Consider the following 23,178-nt stretch of genomic DNA (forward strand, 5'->3'; position numbering starts at 1 on the left):
CTCGATATTTTTGAATAATTTGCACCTAATAAATTTAGAGATTGAGATTATGCCGAATAAACACGATTCTTTCTCATATAAATTAGGAGTTTAAATATTAATTTACCCTTTCGGGAAAGTTGTTTTAAACAAAATAAACCACATAGAAACATAGAAAAAAGATTGTTTTAGTTCAATTCTTGAATTAGCATAGCTTTGTTTTACTTCAAAAAAGTGAAACGCCTTTAAAATAGCAGTGAAAAGTATGTTTCTATGTGGTAGAAAAAATAAAAATTAATTATACCCAGCGGGTTAATTTTAAACAAAAACTAAATTGTTTTTAAAGCGAATTTCATTACTCAATTATAAAAATTTTTCGGAAATCGCCTTCGAATTAGATACCAAAATCAATTGTTTTGTGGGTAAAAATGGCATAGGAAAAACAAATATCCTTGATGCTATCTATCATTTGGCAAACGGAAAAAGTTATTTCAATCCACTAGCGGTTCAAAACATTAAACACGGAGAAGAATTTTTTGTGGTTGATGGCGAATTTGAAAAAAACGAAAGAACCGAGCAAATTTTGTGCAGCTTAAAAAAAGGACAAAAGAAAATTCTCAAACGAAACGGTAAAGTTTATGAGAAATTCTCCGATCATATTGGCTTTATTCCTTTGGTAATAATTTCACCTGCTGATAGCAATTTGATTATTGAAGGCAGCGAAACCCGCAGAAAATTTATCGATACAGTCATTTCGCAATTGGATAGTTCCTATTTGCAGCAATTGATTCAATACCAAAAAATCATAAGTCAGCGAAATGCTTTATTGAAATATTTTGCGTTGAATCATGTTTTTGAAACCGATACTTTGTCCATTTATAACGAACAACTCAACACACTTGGTCAGTTTATTTTCGAAAAACGAAAAAAGTTCTTGATTGATTTTATTCCGATTTTTAACAATTACCATCGTGAAATTACTAACTCGGCCGAAACGGTGCAATTGGTTTATCAAAGTGATTTGTTTGAAAAAGATACGTTGACTTTATTGGAAGAAAACATCAGCAAAGACAGAGCCTTACATTACACTTCGGTTGGTGTGCACAAAGACGATTTATCATTTGAAATTGATAATTATCCGATTAAAAAGTTTGGTTCTCAAGGACAACAAAAATCATTTCTCATCGCATTAAAGTTGGCACAATTCGATTTTGTCAAAAAACAAAGCGGCGAAAAACCCATTTTACTGTTTGATGATATCTTTGATAAGCTAGATGAATTTCGCGTGAGCAAAATCATTGAAATGGTAAACAACGAAGAATTTGGTCAGTTATTTATTTCAGATACGCATCCGGAACGTACGGAAAACATAGTAAAAACAACACATCAGACTTATAAAATTTTTAATCTTTAGTATTGTTCAAATTTGTAATTTAGCGTTAAAATTTCAAAAACATGAAATCCAAATTATTTTCTCTTTTATTATTGAGTTTTCTATTTATATGTTGCCACGGACAAACATCCAATGCTGTTCATACTACCGATGCAAAATCATTTGCTGAAAAGCTAAAAGGCAATGAAAACCCACAATTATTAGACGTTAGAACTCCAGAAGAATATAGTACTGAACATATAGGCGATGCAAAAAATGTGAATTGGAATGATGACAATTTTGTTGCCAAAGCCACGACTTATGACAAATCAAAACCAATTTTTGTGTATTGCAAATTGGGTGGAAGAAGCGCACAAGCCGCAGATAAATTAGCCGAATTGGGTTTCAAAGAAATTTATAATCTTGATGGAGGCATTATGAAATGGAAGGCACAAGGTAATTCTAATGCTGAGCCAAATGCCAAAATTATTGGAATCTGCGACCAGGAATATGGTGAATTAATAAAATCGAGCGATAAGGTAATGATTGATTTCAATGCCAAATGGTGTGCGCCTTGTAAAAAAATGAATCCTTATATTTTGAAATTTCAGACAGTAATGAAGGAACGGATTAAAATTGTGCAATTGGACGCTGATGAAAACAAAACTATAGTAGAACAAATGAAATTAGATGGACTGCCAACCATAATCGTATATGAAAAAGGGAAAGAAGTTTGGCGAAACGTAGGTTATATTTCGGAAGAAGATTTGAAAAAACATTTGTAATATGATAACCAAAGAAGCTGTCCAATTTCTTGAAGATTTAGTTGCAAACAACAACACCGAATGGATGCATGCCAACAAAAAAAGGTATGAGAATTACAAGAAAGACTATCACAATTATATTGCAGCTGTTTTGGCAGCACTTAAGCCTTTGGACAAATCATTAGAACCATTGGAAGTTAAAAACTGTACCTTCAGAATCAATCGTGACATTCGTTTTTCAAAAGACAAATCGCCATACAAAACCAATATGGGCGTTTGGTTTACCCAAAATAAATTGGCTAAAAATAGTCCCGGCTATTACATTCATTTCGAAAAAGGAAAGTCCTTTGTCGCAGGTGGCGTTTGGTGTCCAGAACCAAATGAATTAAAAAGAATCCGAAAAGAAATTGCTTTTTTTTATGAAGATTTAGAAGCGATTGTCAATGATAAAAAATTTAAATCAGAATTTGGTGTATTAACTCGTGATGAAAACAATACGCTAAAAAAAGCACCTAAAGATTTCGACCCAAGTCATCCGGCTATTGAGTTTTTGAAACTGAAAAGTTATACCGCTTCCGAAAAAATTGATGACAAATTATTTTTAGATAAAGACTTTGCTAAAATTGTAGCTCAAAAATTAATTGTACTGAAACCAATGAACGATTTTCTAACAAGGGCTTTAGAAACTGAAGAGTAAACCATAATGTCAAAAAAGAGAATTTTATTTCTTGGGGAAACCTATCGCGCTGATGCAATTACTTGGATTAATGGTCTAAAGGAATTTGGCGACTTTGAAATTGTTACATGGGAACTTCAAACAAGCAGCAACGGCATCAATAGAATTAAAAGACTTTTTGAATTAGCCACCGCGATTTTAACGATAAAGCGCATAGTGAAAAAAAACAATCCCGATATGGTTATTGCTGAGCGAACCACAAGTTATGGTTATTTAGCAGCTATTTCGGGTTTAAAACCAATGGCAATTGCGCAACAAGGCATAACCGATTTATGGCCACATAATTCTCCCCTATATATTTTCAAAAAAATACTTCAGGATTATGCTTTCAAAAAAGCTGATTTAATTCATGCCTGGGGAAACACTATGGCTGAACATATGAAGGAAAGTAATGTAAATATGGACAAGGTAATGATTTTGCCAAAAGGAATTAATTTGGATTTTTTCCAGTTTAATGATGCTACAGATACTACAATGATAAATGCTGTTGTGTCTCGTGCTTTGGAACCTGAATACAGACATGACTTTATTTTGAAAGCATTTTCCATTATTAAACAGCGTAACATTTCTTTTAAACTGACCATCATTGGCGACGGAACAGAAATAAGAAAATTAAAAGCTTTAACAAAAGAATTGAGAATAGAAAATGAAGTCGATTTTGTCGGAAGAATTAATAATAATGACATTCCAAAGTTTTTACAACAAGCTAATTTTTATATCAGTACTCCTATAACCGAAGGCGTTTCTACATCACTTTTTGAAGCAATGGCATGTGGTTGTTTTCCAATTGTAAGTGATTTACCCGGCAATAGAAGTTGGATATCACAAAAAGTAAACGGAATACTTGTTAGTGTCGAAAATGAGTTTAATTTAGCACACGAATTGGAATGGGCATCTCTAAATAATGACTTTACAAAAAAGGCTGTTATCCAAAATCGGAAATTTGTAGAAGAAAATGCCAACTACAAAATCAATATGCAAAAAATTGCGTTAACGTATCACGATTTGATTAATAACAAGTAAACTACTCTCTAGCTTTATGTGTGGTATCAATGGTATTTTCCATTTAAATTATAAACAGGTTGATGAAAATCAGCTGGTAAAAATGCGAGACATTCTGGAACATCGTGGTCCGGATGACAAAGGTATTTATATCAACAACAATATTGGTTTAGGTCACAGACGTTTGTCAATTATTGATACTTCATCCGCCGGACACCAACCATTTTTTTCTGACGACGGAAGATATGTAATTGTATTCAACGGTGAAATTTATAATTATCAATCGTTTTATCCTGAATTAAAAAGCAAAGGAATCACACTGAAATCAGGTTCTGATACGGAAGTTTTACTAAAGCTTTATGAATTGTATGGTATGGAAATGCTGCACAAACTCAACGGAATGTTTGCTTTTGCTGTTTGGGACACGCAAGAAAAAAAGTTGACGCTTTGTCGTGACAGAATGGGTGTAAAACCGTTGTATTACTGTATTCATCAAAATACTTTATATTTTGCCTCTGAACAAAAAGCGCTTTTCGCCGCTGGTGTTCCGTTAGAAGTTTCTGAAAATGGCATGGAAGAATATTTCTTTAACCGATTTGTGGCTGGAGAAAATACGTTGTTTGCACATGTCAAAAAGATTTTGCCAGGACATTACATGACTATTGATGAAGAAGGGAAAAATAAAACTACAAGATGGTGGAATTTAAAGGAAAAAATTCAAAATCATGCTCAAATTCTAAATCCGAAAAAATGGTTTGAAGAAACTTTCTTCGAATCTGTTAAACTGCGAATGATCAGCGATGTTGCTGTTGGTGTTTTACTCAGTGGTGGATTAGATTCCTGTTCTATATTGTCTTCATTGCATGAGCAAAAATTTGAAAACATTGAAACGTTTAATATCAGTTTTTCCGAAGAAGAACACAATGAATACCATTTGGCAAAAAGAATAACAGAGGAATATGGATATACTTTCAATCATACCAAACTTGAAAATGACAGCCTGTATCAAAATCTGATTGAAACCTCCTATTTTCAGGATGAACCCATAATGCATCTTAATGAACCTCATTTATTAGCCATAGCTAAATTGGCAAAACCAAAAGTAAAAGTATTACTTTCCGGTGAAGGTGCAGATGAATTAATGGGTGGTTATGTTCGATACAAAGCACTAAAAAATCCATCTTTATTAAAAGTAATTTCACAGCTTAGTACTTTTGAAACCTTTAATAAAAGACCACGGTACGACAAATTATTACGCTATTCAAAAATCAATAATAATTCTGATTTAGTGCTATTCAATGGTTGCAATGTGTATCCCGATGACATTAATTCATTTTATGGTAATAAAGGGAAACCCGCCAATGAATATCGTTATCAAATCTTAAAAGAAGCACAGGAATTATATCCAAAAAACTTGCAGCGTCAGGCATTGTATTTTGACCAACACACCTATATGTGTTCGTTACTCGATAGAAATGATCGTTGTACCATGGGAACTTCAATCGAATGTCGTGAGCCTTTCTTAGACCAACGATTAATTGCCGGTTTGGGAACCTTGGATGACAAATGGATGTTTACCGGAAAAAAAGGAAAGTTCATTTTAAAAACTACGATGGAAAATAGACTTCCGAAAGAAGTTGTTGATTTCAGAAAAATTGGACTTAGCGCACCTTGGGGAAGTTATCTATTGCGTTTTCCGAGATTCGTTGATGAATTGGACAACTTTGCAAAAAGCCCAATTTTTGAAATGCCTTTCCTCGAAAACATTGATAGTACCAAACTAGTGGCTGAAGTCAGAAAAGGAAACACCAAAATCCTTCCTTATTTCATGCCGATATTTATGCTTCACAAATGGCAAAAAAACTACTATAACAAGTTTGCTTAAAAATTCTTTTGACTTACTTTTGTGAGCATGACTATTCAGAATAACTTCTCTTTAAAAAAATACAACACTTTTGGTATTGAAGCAAAAGCCAAACAGTTTGTTGCTGTTCATTCCATCGAAGATTTAAAAACCATTTTGCAGGAACACCAATCGGAACCAAAATTTATTCTTGGTGGTGGAAGCAATATGTTACTGACAAAAGACATTCAGGATTTGGTGATTCATATTGATTTGAAAGGCAAAAAAGTGCTTAGAGAAGATGATGATTTCGTTTGGGTTGAAAGTCAGGCCGGCGAAAACTGGCACGAATTTGTACTTTGGACAATCGACCAAAACTTTGGCGGTTTAGAAAACATGTCGCTTATTCCGGGAAATGTTGGAACAACTCCAGTGCAAAATATTGGCGCTTACGGAACAGAAATCAAAGATACTTTTGTTTCGTGTAATGCTATGACTATTGCCACTCAGGAAATGAAAACGTTCTCTAAAGAAGATTGTCACTTTGGTTATCGCGAAAGCATTTTCAAACACGAAGCCAAAGATCAATTTATCATTACTTCGGTAATTTTTAAACTCACCAAACGCAATCATAAAATCAACACTTCCTACGGTGATATCACTAAGGAATTAGAGAAGCAAAACGTGGTTACTCCTACTTTAAAAGATATTTCCAATGCGGTGATTGCGATTAGACAAAGTAAATTACCTGATCCGAAAGAGCTGGGAAACAGCGGAAGTTTTTTCAAAAACCCGATTATTCCAACAGCCCAATACGAAAGAGCACACGCTTTGCATCCCGAAATGCCACATTACATAATTTCAGAAACCGAAGTCAAAGTTCCGGCTGGATGGCTCATTGAAAGAGCCGGTTTTAAAGGAAAACGTTTTGGCGATGCCGGAATTCATAAAAATCAGGCACTTGTTTTGGTGAATTATGGTAACGCAACAGGACAGGAAATTTTAGCGGTTTCTACAGCTATTCAAGCTGCTATTTTGAAGGAATTTGGAATTGCCATTGAAGCAGAAGTTAATGTAATTTAAAAAATAGTAAAAAGGGATTAGGGAAAAGGGATAAGTTTCCTAATGACTAGCATCGAACTTATGCCTTATCCCTCTAAACTTATCCCTTAAATAATGTACATCCCAAAACTCTACAAAAACGAAAACCAAGAAGACATTCAAAACTTCATTCATCAGAATGGGTTTGGGATTTTGGTCAATCAAACGGATGGAAAGCTTTGGGCAACACATATTCCATTGCTTTTGGAAGAAAAAGATAGAAAACAAATTTTAGTTGGGCATGTTTCCAGAGAAAATCCACAAGCTGAAAGTTTTAAAACCAATGATGAAGTTTTAATTGTTTTTTCGGGTGTGCATACTTACATTTCTTCCTCTTGGTATGACCATGAAAATGTGCCAACATGGAATTATTTAGCAGTTCATGTATACGGAAAAGTGCAACTTCATTCGCTTGAAGAAAGTATTGAAGCCTTGAAAAGATTGGTCAACAAATACGAAGCAAAATCAGAGAAACCTGTTCGTGTAGAAGATTTATCAAAGAAAACAATGCTTCAGGCTAGAGGAATTGTTTCCTTCGAAATTGAAATCACAGCTATCGAAGCCAAGAAAAAGTTGTCACAAAACAGAGACGACAAAAACTACCAAACTATCATATCAAAACTAGAGAACTCTAATGATTATCAATCTATTGAAGTTGCCAAGGAAATGAAAAAAAACAGAAAATTGTAACGCTAAAAATTCATAATTTATAATTCAAAATTCAAAATTCCTTTTTGTACATTTGTAGTCCTTTTTAAACGTCGAAAAAGTACTATGTTATTAACTCTATTCTGTTTATTTGTTGCCGTTGTTGTTGTTCAATTCCTTTATTACATTGTAGTTTTTGGCAAGTTCTCATTTGCTAAACCACAAACTGGAACGCCTAAAAGAATTCCGATTTCAGTAATAGTTTGTGCAAAAAACGAAGAAGAAAATGTTAGAACATTAATTCCGTTGCTAGTTGAACAAAATTATCCGCAATTTGAAATTGTATTAATTGATGATGCTTCGAGTGATACTACGTTAGATATTTTTGAAGAATTTGAAAAACTGCATTCCAATATCAAATTGGTCAAAGTAGAAAATAACGAAGCTTTTTGGGGAAATAAAAAATACGCGTTGACTTTAGGAATCAAAGCAGCAAAGCACGAATATTTATTGTTCACAGATGCCGATTGTTTGCCTTCTTCCAAAGATTGGATTGCCACGATGAGCTCCCAATTTACTGTAGAGAAAACCATTGTTTTAGGTTACGGTGCTTATGATAAAATTGGTGGTTCTTTCCTAAATAAAATCATCCGATTTGAAACTTTATTGACGGCTACACAATATTTTTCTTGGGCAAAATTAGGTAAACCTTATATGGGTGTTGGTCGAAATTTGGCATACAAGCGTGAAGAATTTTTCAAAGTTCGTGGTTTCATGGATCATATGAAAATACGTTCTGGAGATGATGATTTGTTTATCAATCAGGCTGCAGAGAAAAAAAATACAACTGTTTGTTATTTGCCAGATAGTTTCACTTATTCTAAACCAAAAACTTCTTTTAAAGATTGGTTTACCCAAAAACGTCGTCATGTTTCTACAGCCAAACATTATAAAATATTCGACAGAAATCAATTAGGAATATTTTATGTTTCGCAGTTGCTATTTCTTTTATTACCAATCATTTTATTAGCATTTCAATTTCAATGGATTGCGGTTGTGAGTATCATTGGTTTCCGTTATATTTTTGCTTGGATTTCTATTGGATTTGCAGCAGGCAAACTAAAGGAAAAAGATGTAATGTATTGGTTCCCAATCATTGAAATCGTTTTGGTTTTTACACAATTAAATATTTTTATTACTAATACTTTCTCAAAACCAGTACATTGGAGATAAACGCTTATATAGAAAAAGCTAAAACTGGCGACCAAGTTGCCTTTACTTATTTGCTCGACCATTACTGGAATGAAGTGTATGGTTTTATGCTTAAACGTACCGAAAACGAAACCGATGCGGAAGATATTGCCATTGAAACGTTCTCTAAAGCTTTTGATAAAATCGCAATGTATAATCCCGAATTTCAATTCAACACTTGGCTGATTGCTATTGCCAAAAATGTACATATCGATATGCTTCGCAAAAAGAAATCGACCGTCTTTGTTGAAATCACTGATGAGGAAGACCACCAAGCCTATAATGTTGCAGATACTTCTCCATCTGTTGAAGATGCCTTAATAACCGAACAAAACTTATCCCGGTTATTACAGTTCATCAAAGAATTAAAACCTCATTATCAGGAAGTAATTCAGCTTCGCTATTTTCAGGAAATGAGTTATCAGGAAATTGCAGAACAACTCAATGAACCTTTGAGTAACGTCAAAATCAAATTGCTTCGCGCTAAAAAACTGCTGGCGGAAATCATCGAAAGCAAAAAATAATCCTTTCTATTTTATGTTAAAAATTCTATTAAAAACGCTGCATTTAAGGGAATTTTATGTTTATATTTTAAAGTTTTTATAAAATCACATACTTTTTTATAATTTTCTGCGTTATATAATAAAAACCATCTCGCTTATGTAACATAGATACTTAACTCAAAAACAAATACCCATGTCAAACGTTAGTATTTATGAAAAAAACTGGATAGATCTAGTTTTCGAAGACAAAAACAAAGCTTATGGTGCGTATCAGTTGCGCCAAGAAAATCCCAGAATTACATTAGTTGCCTTTTTTGGTGGAATACTGTTCCTTTTATCCTTAATTGGTTTGTGGTTATTAATTTCTTCCTTTGGTGCTAAACCTATTTTAGAACCAATTGAAGATGGTACCGTTATAACAATAACAGATTTTCATTATCCAAAACCTGATAAACCAGTCGAGCCAAAAACAAAAGCCACTCAAAGTCAAAGTCTGGTCAAACCAACTAATCTTTCACACATGGTTGTAGCGGCAACTCCACTTGCAGTAGACGTTCCAACAAATGACGATTTACCGACGAATCAAAATACGACACCTGGAACTGGAACTGACACACCAAAAACTGGTAATGAAGGTCCTGTTGAAACCATTACTTTTCCAATTGTTGAAAAAGGACCTGTAACTACTAATGAATTGGACCGACTTCCTGAATATCCTGGTGGTATTAAAAAATTCTATGAGTATGTTGGCTACAATTTTGAAAAGCCTGAAGTTGATGAAAGTTTGGGTGCTGTAAGTGTTATTACGTCTTTTGTTATTGAAAAAGATGGTTCAATGAGTTCAATCAGAGTACTTAGAAGTTCCGATAAAAATCTGGAAAGAGAAGCTATTCGCGTGTTAAAATCCTTAAAAGTGAAATGGTCACCAGGCTATAAAGACGGAGAGAAAATGAGAACACTTTACACGCTTCCAATAAAAATCGCTCTTTAGAAAATTAAATTAGTATTTGTTACTTTTTGCCCTTGAACCTGACCAGTATTTAAAAACTTGTCAGGTTTATTATTTTTTAATAACTCGTTTAAAACTTTTAGAAACTAAAGGCTTTTCTTTTGACCAAATACGGTATTATTGCAATTATGAAGATTACCTTAATTACCCTTCTTTTATCAACATTATTCTACTTTTCCAGTCCAAAAACTGGTGGTGATTTTGTGAATTCTAATGACGGTAATCCATTCGATGACAGTTTGCATATAACTTCCTCTTTCCCGATAAAAATGGGAAATGTTTCAGAAGCCTATATTGCCGAAAAAAGGCACTTTATAGATTCATTTTACAATAAAAACATCAATTCGCCTTTTTACAGCGGTGCATTTATTGTGGTCAAAAATGGTCGTGTACTTTATGAAGATTATAAAGGTTTTGCCAATGCGAGAACAGGTCAAAAGATTGACAAGAATACACCTATTCATCTAGCCTCGGTGAGTAAAGTTTTGACTTGTACAGCTATATTAAGATTGGTGCAACAAGACAATATTATGTTAGACCAAAAGGTAACCGATTGGCTTCCAAAGTTTCCTTACAAACAAACAACTATCAGAATATTGCTCAATCACAGAAGTGGTTTGCAGCATTATGCCAATTTTCCTGGATTGATGAAAAAGAGATGGAACAAAAAGAAGCTACTTTCTAATCAGGATGTTTTGGATTTGTTGGTGCAAAATAAATTCAGATTAAGAACTCCAAATGATACTCATTTTGATTATTGCAATACGAATTATGTAATTTTAGCTTTAATCATCGAAAAAGCAACTGGTTTAAACTATCGTCAGGCCATGCAAGAGTTGGTTTTCAAACCATTGGGAATGAAAAACTCCTATGTTTTTAATTACGAAACTGATAGAGAAACCGCTTCCAAATCGTATAGAGGAAGCACCATTTTTCCTTGGGATCAGTTTGATGGGTTGTATGGTGATAAAAATATTTATTCGACTCCACGAGATATCGTAAAGTTTGATATGGGAACGTATTCGACTGATTTTATCAAACCTGAACTTTTACAGCAAGCTTATTTTGGTTATAGCGCTGGTCATGTTGCAAAGCCAATTAAAGATTATGGATTGGGAATGCGTATGCGTTTTTTACCGCCAAATAATGAAAAAATGATCTATCATAACGGTTGGTGGCATGGCAACAATACGTCATTTGTTCCAGTTAAAAAAGATACGGTAACTGTTGTGTGTTTAGGAAATAAATATTCAAACAGACCTTATTCCACTCTGAGTATGGTAAGCAGCCTTTTTTATAAAAAGAAAACAGAAATTGAAACTCCGGTTCCAACTGAACAGGAACTTCAGGAACTTCTTGGGCAATAACTATTCTTTTACCAAATAAATTCCATCATCTTTAATCTCGATAAGTTTGTCTTTGTAAAGTAAACCGATGGCTTTTTTGAATGTTTTTTTACTCATCTTTAGCACCGTTTTGATGTCTTCCGGATGGCTGTTGTCATTCAATCGAAGAAAACCTCTGCTAGCTCTTAGTTCATCGAGGATTTTCTCTGCGTTGGGTTCAATGTTTTGGTAGCCTAATTTTTGTAACGATACATCGATTTTGTTATCAGGGCGAATCGCTTTTATATAACCTGTCATTCTATCTCCGGTTCGGATATCGTCATAAACCTGGTCTTTGTATAATAATCCTTTATGGATATCGTTGATGATGACATTAATCCCAACTTCGGTAATATGTGAAATAATTAAATCGACTTCGTCGCCAACAGCAACGGTTAGATTTTCATTATTCAAAAACTGATTGGTTTTACTCGAAGCTACAATTCTGTTAGTCTTTTCATCAATGTAAGCAAAGACTAAATAGCGCTTTCCTTTTTCCATTGGACGTGCCTGTTCTTTGAACGGAACCAGTATATCTTTCTCTAAACCCCAATCTAAAAAAGCACCAATATTATTGACATAATTCACACGAAGCAATCCAAATTCATCCATCAAAATATAGGGTTCCAATGTGGTGGCGACTGGTCTTTCTTCGTGGTCAAGATAAACAAAAACAATCAACTCATCGCCTATATTATATTCTTTTGGAACATATTTAACAGGCAGCAAAACATCGTCTTTTCCATCAGTTAAAAAAAGGCCAACTTTGGTTTCGCGTGCTATTTTGAGTGTATTGTAATGTCCTAGTTCCATCTTGTATACTTGTCGATTTTGCAGTGTAAAGATAGAAATTAGTAAGCAGTCACAGTAAGCAGTTGGCAGATTTTTAAAATTATTCTTCTTTAGCGTGAATAGTGTGCGGCTGCACTTTTGTAATTTAGAATTTCATATTTGGAATTTAAAACCTAATTTGTAGTTTTACAGTTGTAACAAAACCCGTGCTTTTTGTACTAACGAGACTATGAGTGACAACTTGGAACAATTATTTGTAAAACAATTAAAGGACAATCAAAACATTATCCACAAGATATGTAGGTTGTATACCAATGATGAAGATGCACACAAAGATTTGTTTCAGGAAATCACTATTCAACTATGGAAAGCATTCCCAAAATTTAGAGGTGAATCTAAATTCTCAACTTGGGCTTATCGTGTGGCACTAAACACTGCCATAACGCTCTATAGAAAAAGTACACGAGCAGTTGCGACTACACCTTATGAATCGCAAAAACATTTTTTATCGCAAGAAGAATACAACTTTGAAGAAGAAGAACAAATTAAGTTGATGTATCAAGCGGTGCAACAGTTAAATGATATCGAAAAAGCACTTGTATTTCTTTATTTAGAAGACAAAGATTACACGGAGATATCAGAAACACTTGGTATTAGCGAAGTAAATGCCCGAGTAAAAATGAACAGGATTAAAGGTAAATTAAAAAAAATATTAAATCCCTAAGGATTATGGAAGAGTTGGATTTATTAAAGAAAGCATGGCAAAAAGACAGCCATGCTTACGAGCAAATTTCGGAAAGCGAAATCTATAAAATGCTGCATAAAAAATCATCCTCTATTGTAAAATGGATTTTGATTATCAGCATTATTGAAGTCTTGTTTTGGACTGCGATAAGCGTTGCATATAACACGGATGAGTACATGAAAAAAGTCCATGCCGAAAATATGATAGTGTATTTCAAAGCGCTGAATTTTGTCAACTATGCTGTGATACTGTTGTTTATTTTCAATTTTTATAAAAATTATATAAAGATTTCAACCACAGCATCGACCAAACAATTGATGCAGGACATCTTAAGAACACGCAAAACAGTGAAATACTATGTTTGGTATAACCTGGGAATGATAGTCGTAAGCCTTATCGCTGGTTTTGTTATTGCGTATGCTTATAACCCAAAAATGGAGATATTGAAAAACAAAATTGCCAACGAATCTAATTACTATACTTTGTGCGTAACGCTTGGTATTATGCTGTTAACCATTATAGTCTTTGTTGGTTTATTCTGGTTATTTTACCGATTATTATATGGCATCTTACTCCGTAAATTGAATGCCAATTATAAAGAATTAAAGAAAATAGATTTGTAAAAAACAAATCCCGTCTAGTTCCAAAAAACAAGACGGGATTTTTTATAACTTTTCTAGTCAATTAATTTTTAACACAACGAACAGAAAGCGCCGTTTTCTTTAGAATAGAACCTCTAGTTACTGAATTGTTCAGATTCACATTTAAACTATAAGCTGTACTTGGATTTGATGCAGTAGCGCTCCACCAAAAGGCAACATCCCCCAAACTATTGAAAGGTTGATCTACTGGTTCGTAAGTTTGTGTTAAATAGCCATATCCTGCAGGAAGTGCGCTAAATCCGGCTTGATTTGTCGCCAAAACAGCTGAAGTTGACCATAAATCTCCCAAGTCTCTCATTTTGATTCCGGCTACACTTGTACCTCCTAAGAAATTAGTTAATGATGTCCATTCGGCATCACTTGGAATATGCCATCCAGTTGGTGCTAATCCTCTTGGATCATTAATAGCATACCAATTGTATAACTTACCATAAGTAGTTCCGTTTTCAGTAGTATTTTCAAAATAGCACCATGCTCCTGTTGTCAAAGCATCCCATTCTACCATATCAGTTACTTCTGGTATAACATCTCCATTTCTATATTTGCTCACATTTAGATTTTCTTTCATCCATTGTTTTCCATTAATAACAATACTTTGATAAGTATTTCCATCAACATCGATAACCGCACTTCCATTACTATATAGTTTGTTTAATGTAGAAAAAATAAGTTGATCTCCATAAAACGTTCCTTCAGAAGTTGTTCCGTAAGCTCTAACATAATAATTGGTATTGTTTGCAAGTGACATTAAGTTACATGAAAAACCTCCAGTCGCAGGATTGATTCCTGACCCAACAGAAAGTGAACCTTCAATAGTAGGATTTGGTGTCAAACCATAACATATTCCATATGCACTAGTTGTGGTAACAAATGATGGACTAATAACCCCAAAAACATTAGCCGATTCGTGACCAATACTCGTTACTGATTTTGTTTGTACACTAAAAACAGGCTCTGTAATTACTTCACCACCAGTTTCACTATCTGTCGCACAGCTTACAAATAGAACTGAAACCAAACAAAAAATTAAAATTTTTTTCATGTTATTTAGATTAATCGAAAGCAAATATAATCAAAACATACTGTAACTAATAAGTGCCACTGCAAAAAATTAAAGAGAAGTAATAAGTGTAAAAAAACCAATTTTAAGTCGGGATATACTTCGTCTCTTGATAACTATCGGGTCGCTTTGCTGGTGTCTTTTTTCTCTACATTCCATTCTCTGAGTTTGTTCAGACGTTCCTGTTCTTCAATTTCTTCGGCTGGAATTACCTTTAAAAAAGATGGATGCTGTTCGATAGCGTATTCTATTTTTTCTACAATTTGCTCAATAGTTTCGTTTTCATAATCAATCACCAATGGCTCTTTGATAATGAATGATTGCAGAATGTTTTTCTTTTTCATACGCAAACCCTTTTTGTCAAACGAACGACGGAATCCGTCAATTACTATTGGAACGACTATAGGTTTGTATTGCTTGATAATGTGCGCTGTTCCTTTTCGAACCGGTTTAAAAGATTTGGTTGTGCCTTGTGGAAACGTAATTACCCAACCATCTTCGAGTGCAATTCTGATGTTCTCCGTATCATTTGGATTTACCTCGCGTTTTTCGGTTACATCTTTTCCACCGGCACGCCATGTTCTTTCCACCGAAATCGAACCAACATAAGATAAAATCCTTGGTAACAATCCCGATTTCATAGTTTCACTCGCAGCCACATAATAGATATTCATCTTAGGTTGCCACAAATAGCCTACGTTTTTAATACTGTCTTGTCTTCCCGAAAGACTGGCGTTAAAAACATGAAACATGGCTACAACATCGGCAAAATAAGTCTGGTGATTGGAAATAAACAGTACGTTTTTATCTGGCAAAGAAGCGATGATTTCGGAACCGTCGATTTGTAATTCGTTAAAGCCTCTGTATCTTCTATGTGTAATAAGACCAAAAATTCGGATTAACCATTTTTTGATAAAAAGTATATGACCAAAAGGATTTCTTTTAAATAAACCCATAATTCAATTTATGTTAGTCCCGACGATTCGGGAGGCAAATCTACAAAAAGTAAAACTTTATAAAACCAATTTTAGTGTTTCTTTTAATTCACTCAACATCATTGCTGTTGCACCCCAAATGAAGTGTTCCTCGACTTGAAAGCCCGGCACTTCAATACTTTCTGCATAGGATGTTTTCATTGTATTGGTAACAATGATTTTATCATCTAAAAAATCTTTTAACGGCAATTCTACAATTCCGGCTACTTCATCTTCCTGCAATTCAAACGATAATTCATCTTGGCTGTAGCCAAAAAAAGGATGCACTATATAATTACTCGGCGGAATATAGACTTCGGTAAAAGCCCGAACTACATTTATAGTATTGGGATGAACTCCAATCTCTTCATGGGTTTCTCTTATAGCGGTTTGTTTTAAATCAATATCCTCGGGTTCAACTTTTCCTCCGGGAAACGCTATTTGTGAAGAATGAACACCATTATAGGAAGTCCGTAGAATTAATGCTAAATGAGTTTCCATTTTTTTTGGATAAAAAAGCATCATAACGGCTGCTTTCTTGGGAGTAATTTTAGTGAAATCGGTGTTCCGTAACAATTCTTCTCGGTTAGGTGGAACCATTTTTACATGCGCATGCGTTGCTGGAAGTTCAACATTTACTACTTTTGGTGCATATTTTATGAACTCATCGAAACGCATCTTGATTAGTTTAGGGATATAAATTTACCTTAAAAAAACAACGCACTCAAATTTTTAGCGCAATAAAATGTACAGCAAGGAAGAAGCATTACTCATAAAAAAAGAATTTTGGACAGCATTTGCTACTGCTTATCCTAGAAAATGGCTTTTGTATGACACCAAAATAAAAGATGTGACTTTCAAGTTTTATATCGATAATAAAAAGGCGCAAGTGCTTCTGGATATTGAGCCTAAAGATGAAGAAAAGGGCAAAATTTATTTTGAAAAGATTGAATCACTAAAAACAATTTTATTGGAAGATTATCTTCCTGAAGCTATTTTGGAGCGCAATTTTTATCTCGAAAGTGGCAAAATTATCAGCAGGATTTGGGTAGAAAAATTAGGTGTTAGTCTGAACAATAAAAATAATTGGGAAGCTATTTTTGACTTTTTCAACGAAACAATGACACAGTTCGAATATTTTTATTTTGAACACGAAGATTATATTAAAGATTTAGAAATCAATACTTAGCGTAAGATTACATCTTTGATTACTTCTTTTCCAAGTTCTTCGTTTATCATTTTGATAATCTTCTGTTTACCATAACTCAATTCTTCGCGCAACACTGCCGAAGTTAACGAAACATAAAGTGTTGTTCCTTTTAAAACGACTTCTTTTGTGTAACTATTGACACCATTTCCCATAAGCGATTTCCAAGCGTCTTCCACGTCAATTTTATCCATGCCAGATTGGAGTTTATTTTTTTCAATAAACTGTTTTAAAACATCTCCAATAGAACCTTCGTTGCTTACTCGTCTTGCCATTATTTAAATGAGAATGGTTTAAATTTTTTATAGGTGTATTCTATTTTTTCTTGGTTTTCCAATACTAAAGTAGAATCTTCAATGGTTATGATTTCTTCTTCCCATTTACCGAATTTTGTATGGTATTCGATGAAGAAAGTGTTGTCCTTTTCTACAACTTTAATATTTTCCTTGATTCCATTGGTTTGGAATTTTCCATCGAACTGCGGCATTACTTTTTGGCGAAAGCCAACCATTTCATTGTCAGACTGTCCCGAAGCTTCGGGATGTCGAAGTTCAAAATAATCGATACTTTCATTGATTTTATAATCTTTAGTCTTGCCAGTTGCCAATTTAACCTGCTTGATTTCCCAATAGCCATTGAGCTTTGCGATATCTTCCTTCTTCACATTAGAATGACATGAAATTAGTAGCAAAGCAAAAAGCAACACTCGAGCGTTAGCGAACAGGCGAAGCAAACTTATTTTTTTCATGGGTTAAAATCGAATTAGTGAATGACAAATTTAATTTTAAAATTTACAAAGTCATAGGAATTATATATTAATATTATGAACATTAAACTATTTTATATCTTTAAAGTCCAAAGACAAATTTCTTCAAAATGAAAAATATATTCCTACTTACATTTATTTTACTTTTCCTTACTAATTGCAGTTCCGATTCTTCACCAAATCCAGTTGTTGAAGAACAAATGTATTTTCCACCTAATGATGGAACGACAACCTGGACAACAAAATCTATTGCAGATTTGGGTTGGAATCAAAGTGCCGTTCAACCTTTATTGGATTATTTGGAATTAAAAAATTCTAAATCTTTTATCATTTTGGTTAATGGAAGAATTGTGATGGAAAATTATTTCAATGAACATTCAGCCACAACTCCTTGGTATTGGGCAAGTGCCGGAAAAACGTTGACCGCAACCATGACCGGAATTGCACAACAAGATGGATTTTTGAGCATTAACGATAAGGTTTCTGATTATATAGGAACCGGTTGGACTAGCGAAACATTGGCACAGGAAAATCTTATAACCAACAGACATTTACTGACGATGACTTCCGGAATTGATGATTATGTTGGAGGTGTTTATAGTGACGATGTTGATCCGTCAAGTTTAAATTATAAAGCCGATGCCGGAACACGTTGGGCTTATAGTAATGTATATGTGAAATTACAGGATGTTATAGCATCAGCTTCAGGACAAACATGGTCAGCATATTTTAATTCGGGATTGAGAGATAAATTAGGAATGACCGGAACTTGGATACAATCCGGAAATAATGTTGTGTATTGGAGCACGACAAGAAGTATGGCGCGTTTTGGATTGATGGCATTGAATAAAGGAAAATGGAATACAACACAAATTATAAACGAAACCTATTTTAATCAGGCGACATCGACTTCACAGAATATTAATCTTGCTTATGGTTATTTATGGTGGCTGAATGGAAAAGCGAGTTATCATTTACCACAAAGTCAGTTGCAACTCAATGGAAGCATTATTCCAACAGCACCAAACGATATGTTTATGGCATTGGGTAAAAATGACCAGAAAATTTATATTATTCCGAGTAAAAAAATGGTAATCATCAGAATGGGCGATGCCGCTGATAGCGAAAACTTGGCGTTATCTGATTTTGATGAAACGCTTTGGACAAAGATTAGTGCTTTGTATCAGTAAAATTACTTTCTAAATCTGATTACGGCATAAACAAATAATACAAAAGCAAATAGCCGCAACCCAAGGAAAATACTTGGCAATGGTTTTTCTAAAAAATAGCTAAGCACTACAATTCCGAGACTGACTACTATTAATTTTAACGAGGATGATTCCCTAAAAAAAGATAAAACTTTACTCATATAATTTACTATTTAAAAAACGAATCTACGAATTCAAATTTATTAAAAACTTGCAAATCTTCAAGACCTTCACCTACTCCAATATATTTTACAGGTATTTGAAACTGATCTGAAATTCCAATTACAACTCCGCCTTTGGCTGTTCCATCCAATTTAGTTACTGCAAGACACGAAACTTCTGTAGCAGCAGTAAATTGAGTGGCTTGTTCAAAAGCATTTTGTCCTGTTGAGCCATCCAAAACTAATAACACATCATGTGGAGCGTCTTCGACTACCTTTTGCATTACACGTTTTACTTTGGTTAACTCATTCATCAAATTGACTTTATTGTGTAAACGACCGGCAGTATCAATAATTACAACATCGGCATCTTGGGTAACCGCGCTCTGTAACGTATCAAAAGCAACCGAAGCAGGATCACTTCCCATTTGTTGTTTTACAATAGGCACACCGACTCTATCAGCCCAAATTTGCAATTGGTCAATCGCAGCAGCACGAAACGTATCGGCAGCACCAAGAACAACTTTATAACCCGCTTTTTTGAATTGGTACGCTAACTTTCCAATAGTCGTAGTTTTTCCGACGCCATTAACGCCAACAACCATAATTACGTATGGTTTTTTATTGGCTGGAATTGTAAACTCTGTTTCTTCACCCGATTTGGTTTCCGATAAAAGTCCGGCGATTTCTTCACGAAGAATTAGATTCAGTTCCTCTGTTCCCATATACTTATCATTGGAAACACGTTCTTCGATTCGCTTTATAATTTTTAGCGTTGTATTGACCCCAACATCCGAAGAAACTAAAACTTCCTCAAGATTGTCTAGAACTTCATCATCAACTTTTGACTTTCCGGCAACGGCTTTGGTTAGTTTGGAAAAGAAAGTTGTCTTAGTTTGTTCCAAACCTTTATCTAAAGTTTCCTTTTTTTCGGAGGAAAATATTCTTTTGAAAAAACTCATTGTATACGGTTAAAATTTTGGGTAAACCTCATAAAAAAATGGTTCGCGGTCAAAAATATGAAATTTTTATGAGGTTCTTTCTTCCTTAGGCAAAATATTAAATTCGGAAAAAATATAAAAATAAAAAAGCGACTTCCGAATGAAAGTAGCTTTGATATAAAATTTTATTGGAATTATTTCTTTGCTAAGAAACTATCCACTTCTTCTGGTGTCATGATGCTTTCAACAAAAGTATATGCTCCTGTTTTTGGAGATTTTACCATTTTGATAGCTTTTGATAATCTTTTAGAAGCTGTTTGCAGGGTTGCTACGGTTTTCTTTGCCATGATTTATATCTTTAAAATCCTTTTACAGATATTAGATTATTTAATTTCTTTGTGAACAGTCATTCTCTTCAAGATTGGATTAAATTTTTTAATCTCTAATCTGTCTGGAGTATTTTTTTTGTTTTTGTTTGTAATGTAACGAGAAGTCCCAGGAAGACCTGTTCCTTTGTGCTCAGTACACTCTAAAATAACTTGTATTCTATTACCTTTCTTTGCCATTTTGCTTTATTTTTATTGGATTAGGAATTATTTAATAAATCCTTCAACTTTTGCTTTTTTCAAAACAGCAGCCAATCCATTTTTATTGATTGTTTTAATTGTAGACGCAGCTACTCTTAGAGTAATCCATCTGTCTTCTTCAGCAAGATAGAAACGTTTTTTAACTAAGTTAACAGAAAATTTTCTCTTAGTTTTGTTCATTGCGTGAGAAACATTATTTCCTACCATCGCTCTTTTACCTGTAAGGTCACAAACTCTTGACATTATGCTTATCTTTTATCGTTATTCAATTCGAGGGTGCAAACTTAAGAAAAATAAATCATTGTAACAAAAATATTATTACAGATTTTTTGCTTTTTTTTTATTTGCTTTTTATTGATAGAATAGATTGTCTTTTTTGAACAAATTTATTAACAACTTAGCTTTAGTTAAAAGCATTTTTTAAAATTGCTGCCTGGAGTATTTCTAATGCTTTATTTGCCGTTCTATCTATCACTTTTTCACGCGGTTGGCCAAAATTAAATTCTTCAACAAAAACAGCTGTAGGCGTTGCTAAGGCAATAAAAACAGTCCCAACTTCAGCATCAGCGTCGCCTTTTGTTGGTCCTGCGTTTCCTGTTGTTGCAATGGCATAATCTGTTTTCATTAGTTTTTGAATTCCCAATGCCATTTCTGACGCTACTGCTGCGCTTACCACTGTATACTTTTCAATGGTTTTAGCACTAACACCCAACACTGAAATTTTAGTATCTGTTGCATAACTCACCACGCTTCCTCGAAAATAATCAGAAGCACCAGCAGCTGATGTTAGCATTTGTGCAATTTTTCCGCCTGTACAACTTTCAGCAGTTGCTATTGTTTTTCCTTGTTGGCAAAGTAATCTTCCGATAATGACCTCTATGGTTTCGTCTTCATCAAAACCAACGATAATATCTCCGATGATTTTGGTTAATGATTGTACATTTTCCTGAATAGCTTTTTCTAAAACTTCCTTATTTTCTCCGCGAGCGGTTAAACGCAAACGCACTCTTCCCGGACTTGGTAAATAGGCAAGCTTTATAAATTCTGGTAAATTGTTTTCCCAATATTCAATTCGTTCTGCTACTAAACTCTCACCTTGACCGTATGTTAGAATAGTTTTGTGAATAATGTATGGTCTTTTGAATTCGGCTACGATTTTCGGGATAAGTTGTTCGTTTACAATGCCTTTCATTTCATAAGGAACACCGGGCATCGAAACAAAAACGGTTGTTCCTTTTTGCATCCACATACCGGAAGCGGTGCCGTAATTATTTTTTAAAACCTGTGCTTTTGAAGGCAATAAGGCTTGATCTTTGTTAATTTGTGTCGGATTGAAATTCAGCTTGGTAAACAGTGCTACGATATGGTCTTCGACTTCCTGATTTCTAACAAAAGTATCCTCAAAATATTCACAAAAGGTATGTTTGGTAATATCATCTTTTGTTGGTCCAAGACCGCCAGTTATGATAACCAAATCCACTTTGTTTTGAAATGCCGAAAATGTTTTTAGAATGTGTTGCTTATCGTCGGAAATGGAAAGCATTTCGGTAGTTTGAACACCAATTTTATCTAATGCTTTGGCGATATATCCCGAATTGGTATCAACAATTTGCCCGATTAAAATTTCGTCACCGATTGTAACTATGGTTGCTTTCATTTTTTTTAAGTAGCTAAGTTGCTGAATGGCTAAGGCACTGAGGTTTTGATTTGGTTTACAAAAATACAAATCGATTACTAATTAGCCCCGATTGCAGCAATGTATCCTTTTTGTTTTTGTAGATAGCATCTCGACTGCGATCGATGTGACAAAAAAGATACTGCGAAAAGCGGGAATTACCATTATAGATAACGCCCGAACCAATCGCTTCTAATTTTACAATTCGAAATCTTTCTTGATTTCTTTTACTGCCTTGTCAACTTGACTTTGAATACTTGCGAAAGTATCATTGATTTCTTTGCGTTTGCCTTCTCTTTTTCCCCAAGCTTCAACTTCAAGAATTTCTTGGTGAGCAACAGTCATCCCTATTAAATCTAGTGAAGGTTTTATTTTGTGCGCATAGCTATACGCCAGATGATGGTCTTTTGTTTTGATACCTAAATCAATTTGTTTTAAGTCTTCAGGAACTTCTGTCACAAACAGTGTGATAATTTGCATTACGAATTCAGGGTCATTGTCTGAAAGAGCGTAAACTTTTGAGAGGTTGTAGTTTATTGCCATTATTTAATGTGTAATCTTAGTACTTTTTTGTTTTCTATAAATCCTTCTAGGATATCGTTTGGTGACACTTTGGCAACGCCCTCTGGTGTACCTGTGAAAATGATGTCGCCCTTTTTAAGTGTAAAAAACTGTGAAATATGCGAAATTATTTCGTCAATTTTCCACAACATATGACTTGTATTACCTTTCTGAACGGTTTTCCCGTTGTTTTGTAATTCAAAAGTAATATTTTCCGTTGAATTAAAATTATTTTTCGGATGAAAG

28 protein-coding genes are annotated in these 23,178 nt (G+C 34.1%); 15 read left to right on the forward strand and 13 right to left on the reverse strand.

Annotation, left to right across the window (positions count from 1 at the left end):
* Window positions 1-313: 313 nt before the first annotated feature.
* From recF to RMN97_RS08375, 11 genes are all read left to right on the forward strand, one after another.
* Window positions 314-1,393, forward strand: a complete 1,080-nt coding sequence (gene recF / locus RMN97_RS08325) for a DNA replication/repair protein RecF (RefSeq protein ID WP_309614062.1) — start codon at window positions 314-316, stop codon at window positions 1,391-1,393.
* Between the two features lie 41 nt (window positions 1,394-1,434).
* Window positions 1,435-2,136: a rhodanese-like domain-containing protein gene (locus RMN97_RS08330; protein ID WP_309614063.1), complete on the forward strand. Its 702-nt coding sequence runs from the start codon at window positions 1,435-1,437 to the stop codon at window positions 2,134-2,136.
* A 1-nt stretch (window position 2,137) separates the two neighbouring features.
* Window positions 2,138-2,812 carry a DUF2461 domain-containing protein gene (locus RMN97_RS08335; RefSeq protein ID WP_309614064.1) on the forward strand — a complete coding sequence of 225 codons (675 nt, stop codon included), beginning with the start codon at window positions 2,138-2,140 and terminating at the stop codon, window positions 2,810-2,812.
* Window positions 2,813-2,818: 6 nt separating this feature from the next.
* Window positions 2,819-3,874, forward strand: coding sequence for a glycosyltransferase (locus RMN97_RS08340; RefSeq protein ID WP_309614065.1), 1,056 nt, complete (start codon window positions 2,819-2,821; stop codon window positions 3,872-3,874).
* A 16-nt stretch (window positions 3,875-3,890) separates the two neighbouring features.
* The gene (asnB, locus tag RMN97_RS08345) at window positions 3,891-5,738 is read left to right on the forward strand and encodes an asparagine synthase (glutamine-hydrolyzing) (RefSeq protein WP_309614066.1); all 1,848 of its coding nucleotides are present in this window, start codon (window positions 3,891-3,893) and stop codon (window positions 5,736-5,738) included.
* A 27-nt stretch (window positions 5,739-5,765) separates the two neighbouring features.
* Window positions 5,766-6,779, forward strand: coding sequence for a UDP-N-acetylmuramate dehydrogenase (gene murB / locus RMN97_RS08350; protein ID WP_309614067.1), 1,014 nt, complete (start codon window positions 5,766-5,768; stop codon window positions 6,777-6,779).
* Window positions 6,780-6,872: 93 nt separating this feature from the next.
* On the forward strand, window positions 6,873-7,487 hold the full coding sequence (locus RMN97_RS08355) for an FMN-binding negative transcriptional regulator (protein WP_309614068.1): 615 nt from the start codon (window positions 6,873-6,875) through the stop codon (window positions 7,485-7,487).
* A gap of 84 nt (window positions 7,488-7,571) precedes the next feature.
* Window positions 7,572-8,678: a glycosyltransferase gene (locus tag RMN97_RS08360; protein ID WP_309614069.1), complete on the forward strand. Its 1,107-nt coding sequence runs from the start codon at window positions 7,572-7,574 to the stop codon at window positions 8,676-8,678.
* The gene (locus RMN97_RS08365; RefSeq protein WP_309614070.1) at window positions 8,669-9,220 is read left to right on the forward strand and encodes a sigma-70 family RNA polymerase sigma factor; all 552 of its coding nucleotides are present in this window, start codon (window positions 8,669-8,671) and stop codon (window positions 9,218-9,220) included. Before RMN97_RS08360 ends, RMN97_RS08365 begins: the two co-directional genes overlap by 10 nt.
* 172 nt (window positions 9,221-9,392) lie before the next feature.
* Window positions 9,393-10,190, forward strand: a complete 798-nt coding sequence (locus tag RMN97_RS08370) for an energy transducer TonB (protein WP_309614071.1) — start codon at window positions 9,393-9,395, stop codon at window positions 10,188-10,190.
* A gap of 146 nt (window positions 10,191-10,336) precedes the next feature.
* Window positions 10,337-11,575 (forward strand): serine hydrolase domain-containing protein, encoded by a 1,239-nt coding sequence (locus tag RMN97_RS08375; protein ID WP_309614072.1) that lies wholly within the window; start codon window positions 10,337-10,339, stop codon window positions 11,573-11,575.
* Here RMN97_RS08375 and RMN97_RS08380 read toward each other — a convergent pair whose 3' ends face one another.
* Window positions 11,576-12,406: a S1-like domain-containing RNA-binding protein gene (locus tag RMN97_RS08380; protein ID WP_309614073.1), complete on the reverse strand. Its 831-nt coding sequence runs from the start codon at window positions 12,404-12,406 to the stop codon at window positions 11,576-11,578.
* 208 nt (window positions 12,407-12,614) lie between these two features.
* On the opposite strand from RMN97_RS08380, the gene RMN97_RS08385 reads away from it, so the two are divergent.
* On the forward strand, window positions 12,615-13,109 hold the full coding sequence (locus tag RMN97_RS08385; RefSeq protein WP_136152061.1) for an RNA polymerase sigma factor: 495 nt from the start codon (window positions 12,615-12,617) through the stop codon (window positions 13,107-13,109).
* Window positions 13,110-13,114: 5 nt separating this feature from the next.
* Window positions 13,115-13,753 carry a hypothetical protein gene (locus RMN97_RS08390; protein ID WP_309614074.1) on the forward strand — a complete coding sequence of 213 codons (639 nt, stop codon included), beginning with the start codon at window positions 13,115-13,117 and terminating at the stop codon, window positions 13,751-13,753.
* 61 nt (window positions 13,754-13,814) lie between these two features.
* On the opposite strand, the gene RMN97_RS08395 is transcribed toward RMN97_RS08390, so the two are convergent.
* From RMN97_RS08395 to RMN97_RS08405, 3 genes are all read right to left on the reverse strand, one after another.
* Window positions 13,815-14,834, reverse strand: a complete 1,020-nt coding sequence (locus RMN97_RS08395) for a fibrobacter succinogenes major paralogous domain-containing protein (protein WP_309614075.1) — start codon at window positions 14,832-14,834, stop codon at window positions 13,815-13,817.
* A 134-nt stretch (window positions 14,835-14,968) separates the two neighbouring features.
* On the reverse strand, window positions 14,969-15,808 hold the full coding sequence (locus RMN97_RS08400) for a lysophospholipid acyltransferase family protein (protein WP_309614076.1): 840 nt from the start codon (window positions 15,806-15,808) through the stop codon (window positions 14,969-14,971).
* 57 nt (window positions 15,809-15,865) lie between these two features.
* Window positions 15,866-16,504 carry a CoA pyrophosphatase gene (locus RMN97_RS08405; RefSeq protein WP_309614077.1) on the reverse strand — a complete coding sequence of 213 codons (639 nt, stop codon included), beginning with the start codon at window positions 16,502-16,504 and terminating at the stop codon, window positions 15,866-15,868.
* Between the two features lie 67 nt (window positions 16,505-16,571).
* Here RMN97_RS08405 and RMN97_RS08410 point away from each other — a divergent pair, with 67 nt between their 5' ends.
* Window positions 16,572-17,015 (forward strand): DUF4268 domain-containing protein, encoded by a 444-nt coding sequence (locus RMN97_RS08410; protein ID WP_309614078.1) that lies wholly within the window; start codon window positions 16,572-16,574, stop codon window positions 17,013-17,015.
* Here the strand turns inward: RMN97_RS08410 and RMN97_RS08415 are convergent.
* Window positions 17,012-17,308 (reverse strand): DUF721 domain-containing protein, encoded by a 297-nt coding sequence (locus tag RMN97_RS08415; protein ID WP_309614079.1) that lies wholly within the window; start codon window positions 17,306-17,308, stop codon window positions 17,012-17,014. The genes RMN97_RS08410 and RMN97_RS08415 overlap by 4 nt on opposite strands.
* Window positions 17,308-17,781, reverse strand: a complete 474-nt coding sequence (locus RMN97_RS08420; protein WP_309614080.1) for a hypothetical protein — start codon at window positions 17,779-17,781, stop codon at window positions 17,308-17,310. The genes RMN97_RS08415 and RMN97_RS08420 overlap by 1 nt, the downstream gene beginning before the upstream one ends.
* Window positions 17,782-17,909: 128 nt before the next feature.
* Here RMN97_RS08420 and RMN97_RS08425 point away from each other — a divergent pair, with 128 nt between their 5' ends.
* Window positions 17,910-18,989, forward strand: a complete 1,080-nt coding sequence (locus RMN97_RS08425; RefSeq protein WP_309614081.1) for a serine hydrolase — start codon at window positions 17,910-17,912, stop codon at window positions 18,987-18,989.
* A 187-nt stretch (window positions 18,990-19,176) separates the two neighbouring features.
* On the opposite strand, the gene ftsY is transcribed toward RMN97_RS08425, so the two are convergent.
* The 7 genes from ftsY to RMN97_RS08460 form a co-directional block, all read right to left on the reverse strand.
* Window positions 19,177-20,130 carry a signal recognition particle-docking protein FtsY gene (gene ftsY / locus RMN97_RS08430; protein ID WP_309614082.1) on the reverse strand — a complete coding sequence of 318 codons (954 nt, stop codon included), beginning with the start codon at window positions 20,128-20,130 and terminating at the stop codon, window positions 19,177-19,179.
* A gap of 173 nt (window positions 20,131-20,303) precedes the next feature.
* On the reverse strand, window positions 20,304-20,456 hold the full coding sequence (locus tag RMN97_RS08435; protein ID WP_136152050.1) for a DUF4295 domain-containing protein: 153 nt from the start codon (window positions 20,454-20,456) through the stop codon (window positions 20,304-20,306).
* A 36-nt stretch (window positions 20,457-20,492) separates the two neighbouring features.
* Window positions 20,493-20,675: a 50S ribosomal protein L33 gene (gene rpmG / locus RMN97_RS08440; RefSeq protein ID WP_035126304.1), complete on the reverse strand. Its 183-nt coding sequence runs from the start codon at window positions 20,673-20,675 to the stop codon at window positions 20,493-20,495.
* A gap of 27 nt (window positions 20,676-20,702) precedes the next feature.
* Window positions 20,703-20,939, reverse strand: a complete 237-nt coding sequence (rpmB, locus tag RMN97_RS08445) for a 50S ribosomal protein L28 (RefSeq protein ID WP_121313180.1) — start codon at window positions 20,937-20,939, stop codon at window positions 20,703-20,705.
* A gap of 160 nt (window positions 20,940-21,099) precedes the next feature.
* Window positions 21,100-22,353, reverse strand: coding sequence for a CinA family nicotinamide mononucleotide deamidase-related protein (locus RMN97_RS08450; protein ID WP_309614083.1), 1,254 nt, complete (start codon window positions 22,351-22,353; stop codon window positions 21,100-21,102).
* A gap of 216 nt (window positions 22,354-22,569) precedes the next feature.
* Window positions 22,570-22,914: an Hpt domain-containing protein gene (locus tag RMN97_RS08455; RefSeq protein ID WP_309614084.1), complete on the reverse strand. Its 345-nt coding sequence runs from the start codon at window positions 22,912-22,914 to the stop codon at window positions 22,570-22,572.
* Window positions 22,914-23,178 (reverse strand): fumarylacetoacetate hydrolase family protein (locus tag RMN97_RS08460; RefSeq protein WP_309614085.1); only part of this gene is annotated, 265 nt, incomplete at its 5' end. The genes RMN97_RS08460 and RMN97_RS08455, both read right to left, overlap by 1 nt.

Origin of the sequence: Flavobacterium sp., assembly GCF_031381455.1 — a bacterium.
Lineage (GTDB): Bacteria > Bacteroidota > Bacteroidia > Flavobacteriales > Flavobacteriaceae > Flavobacterium.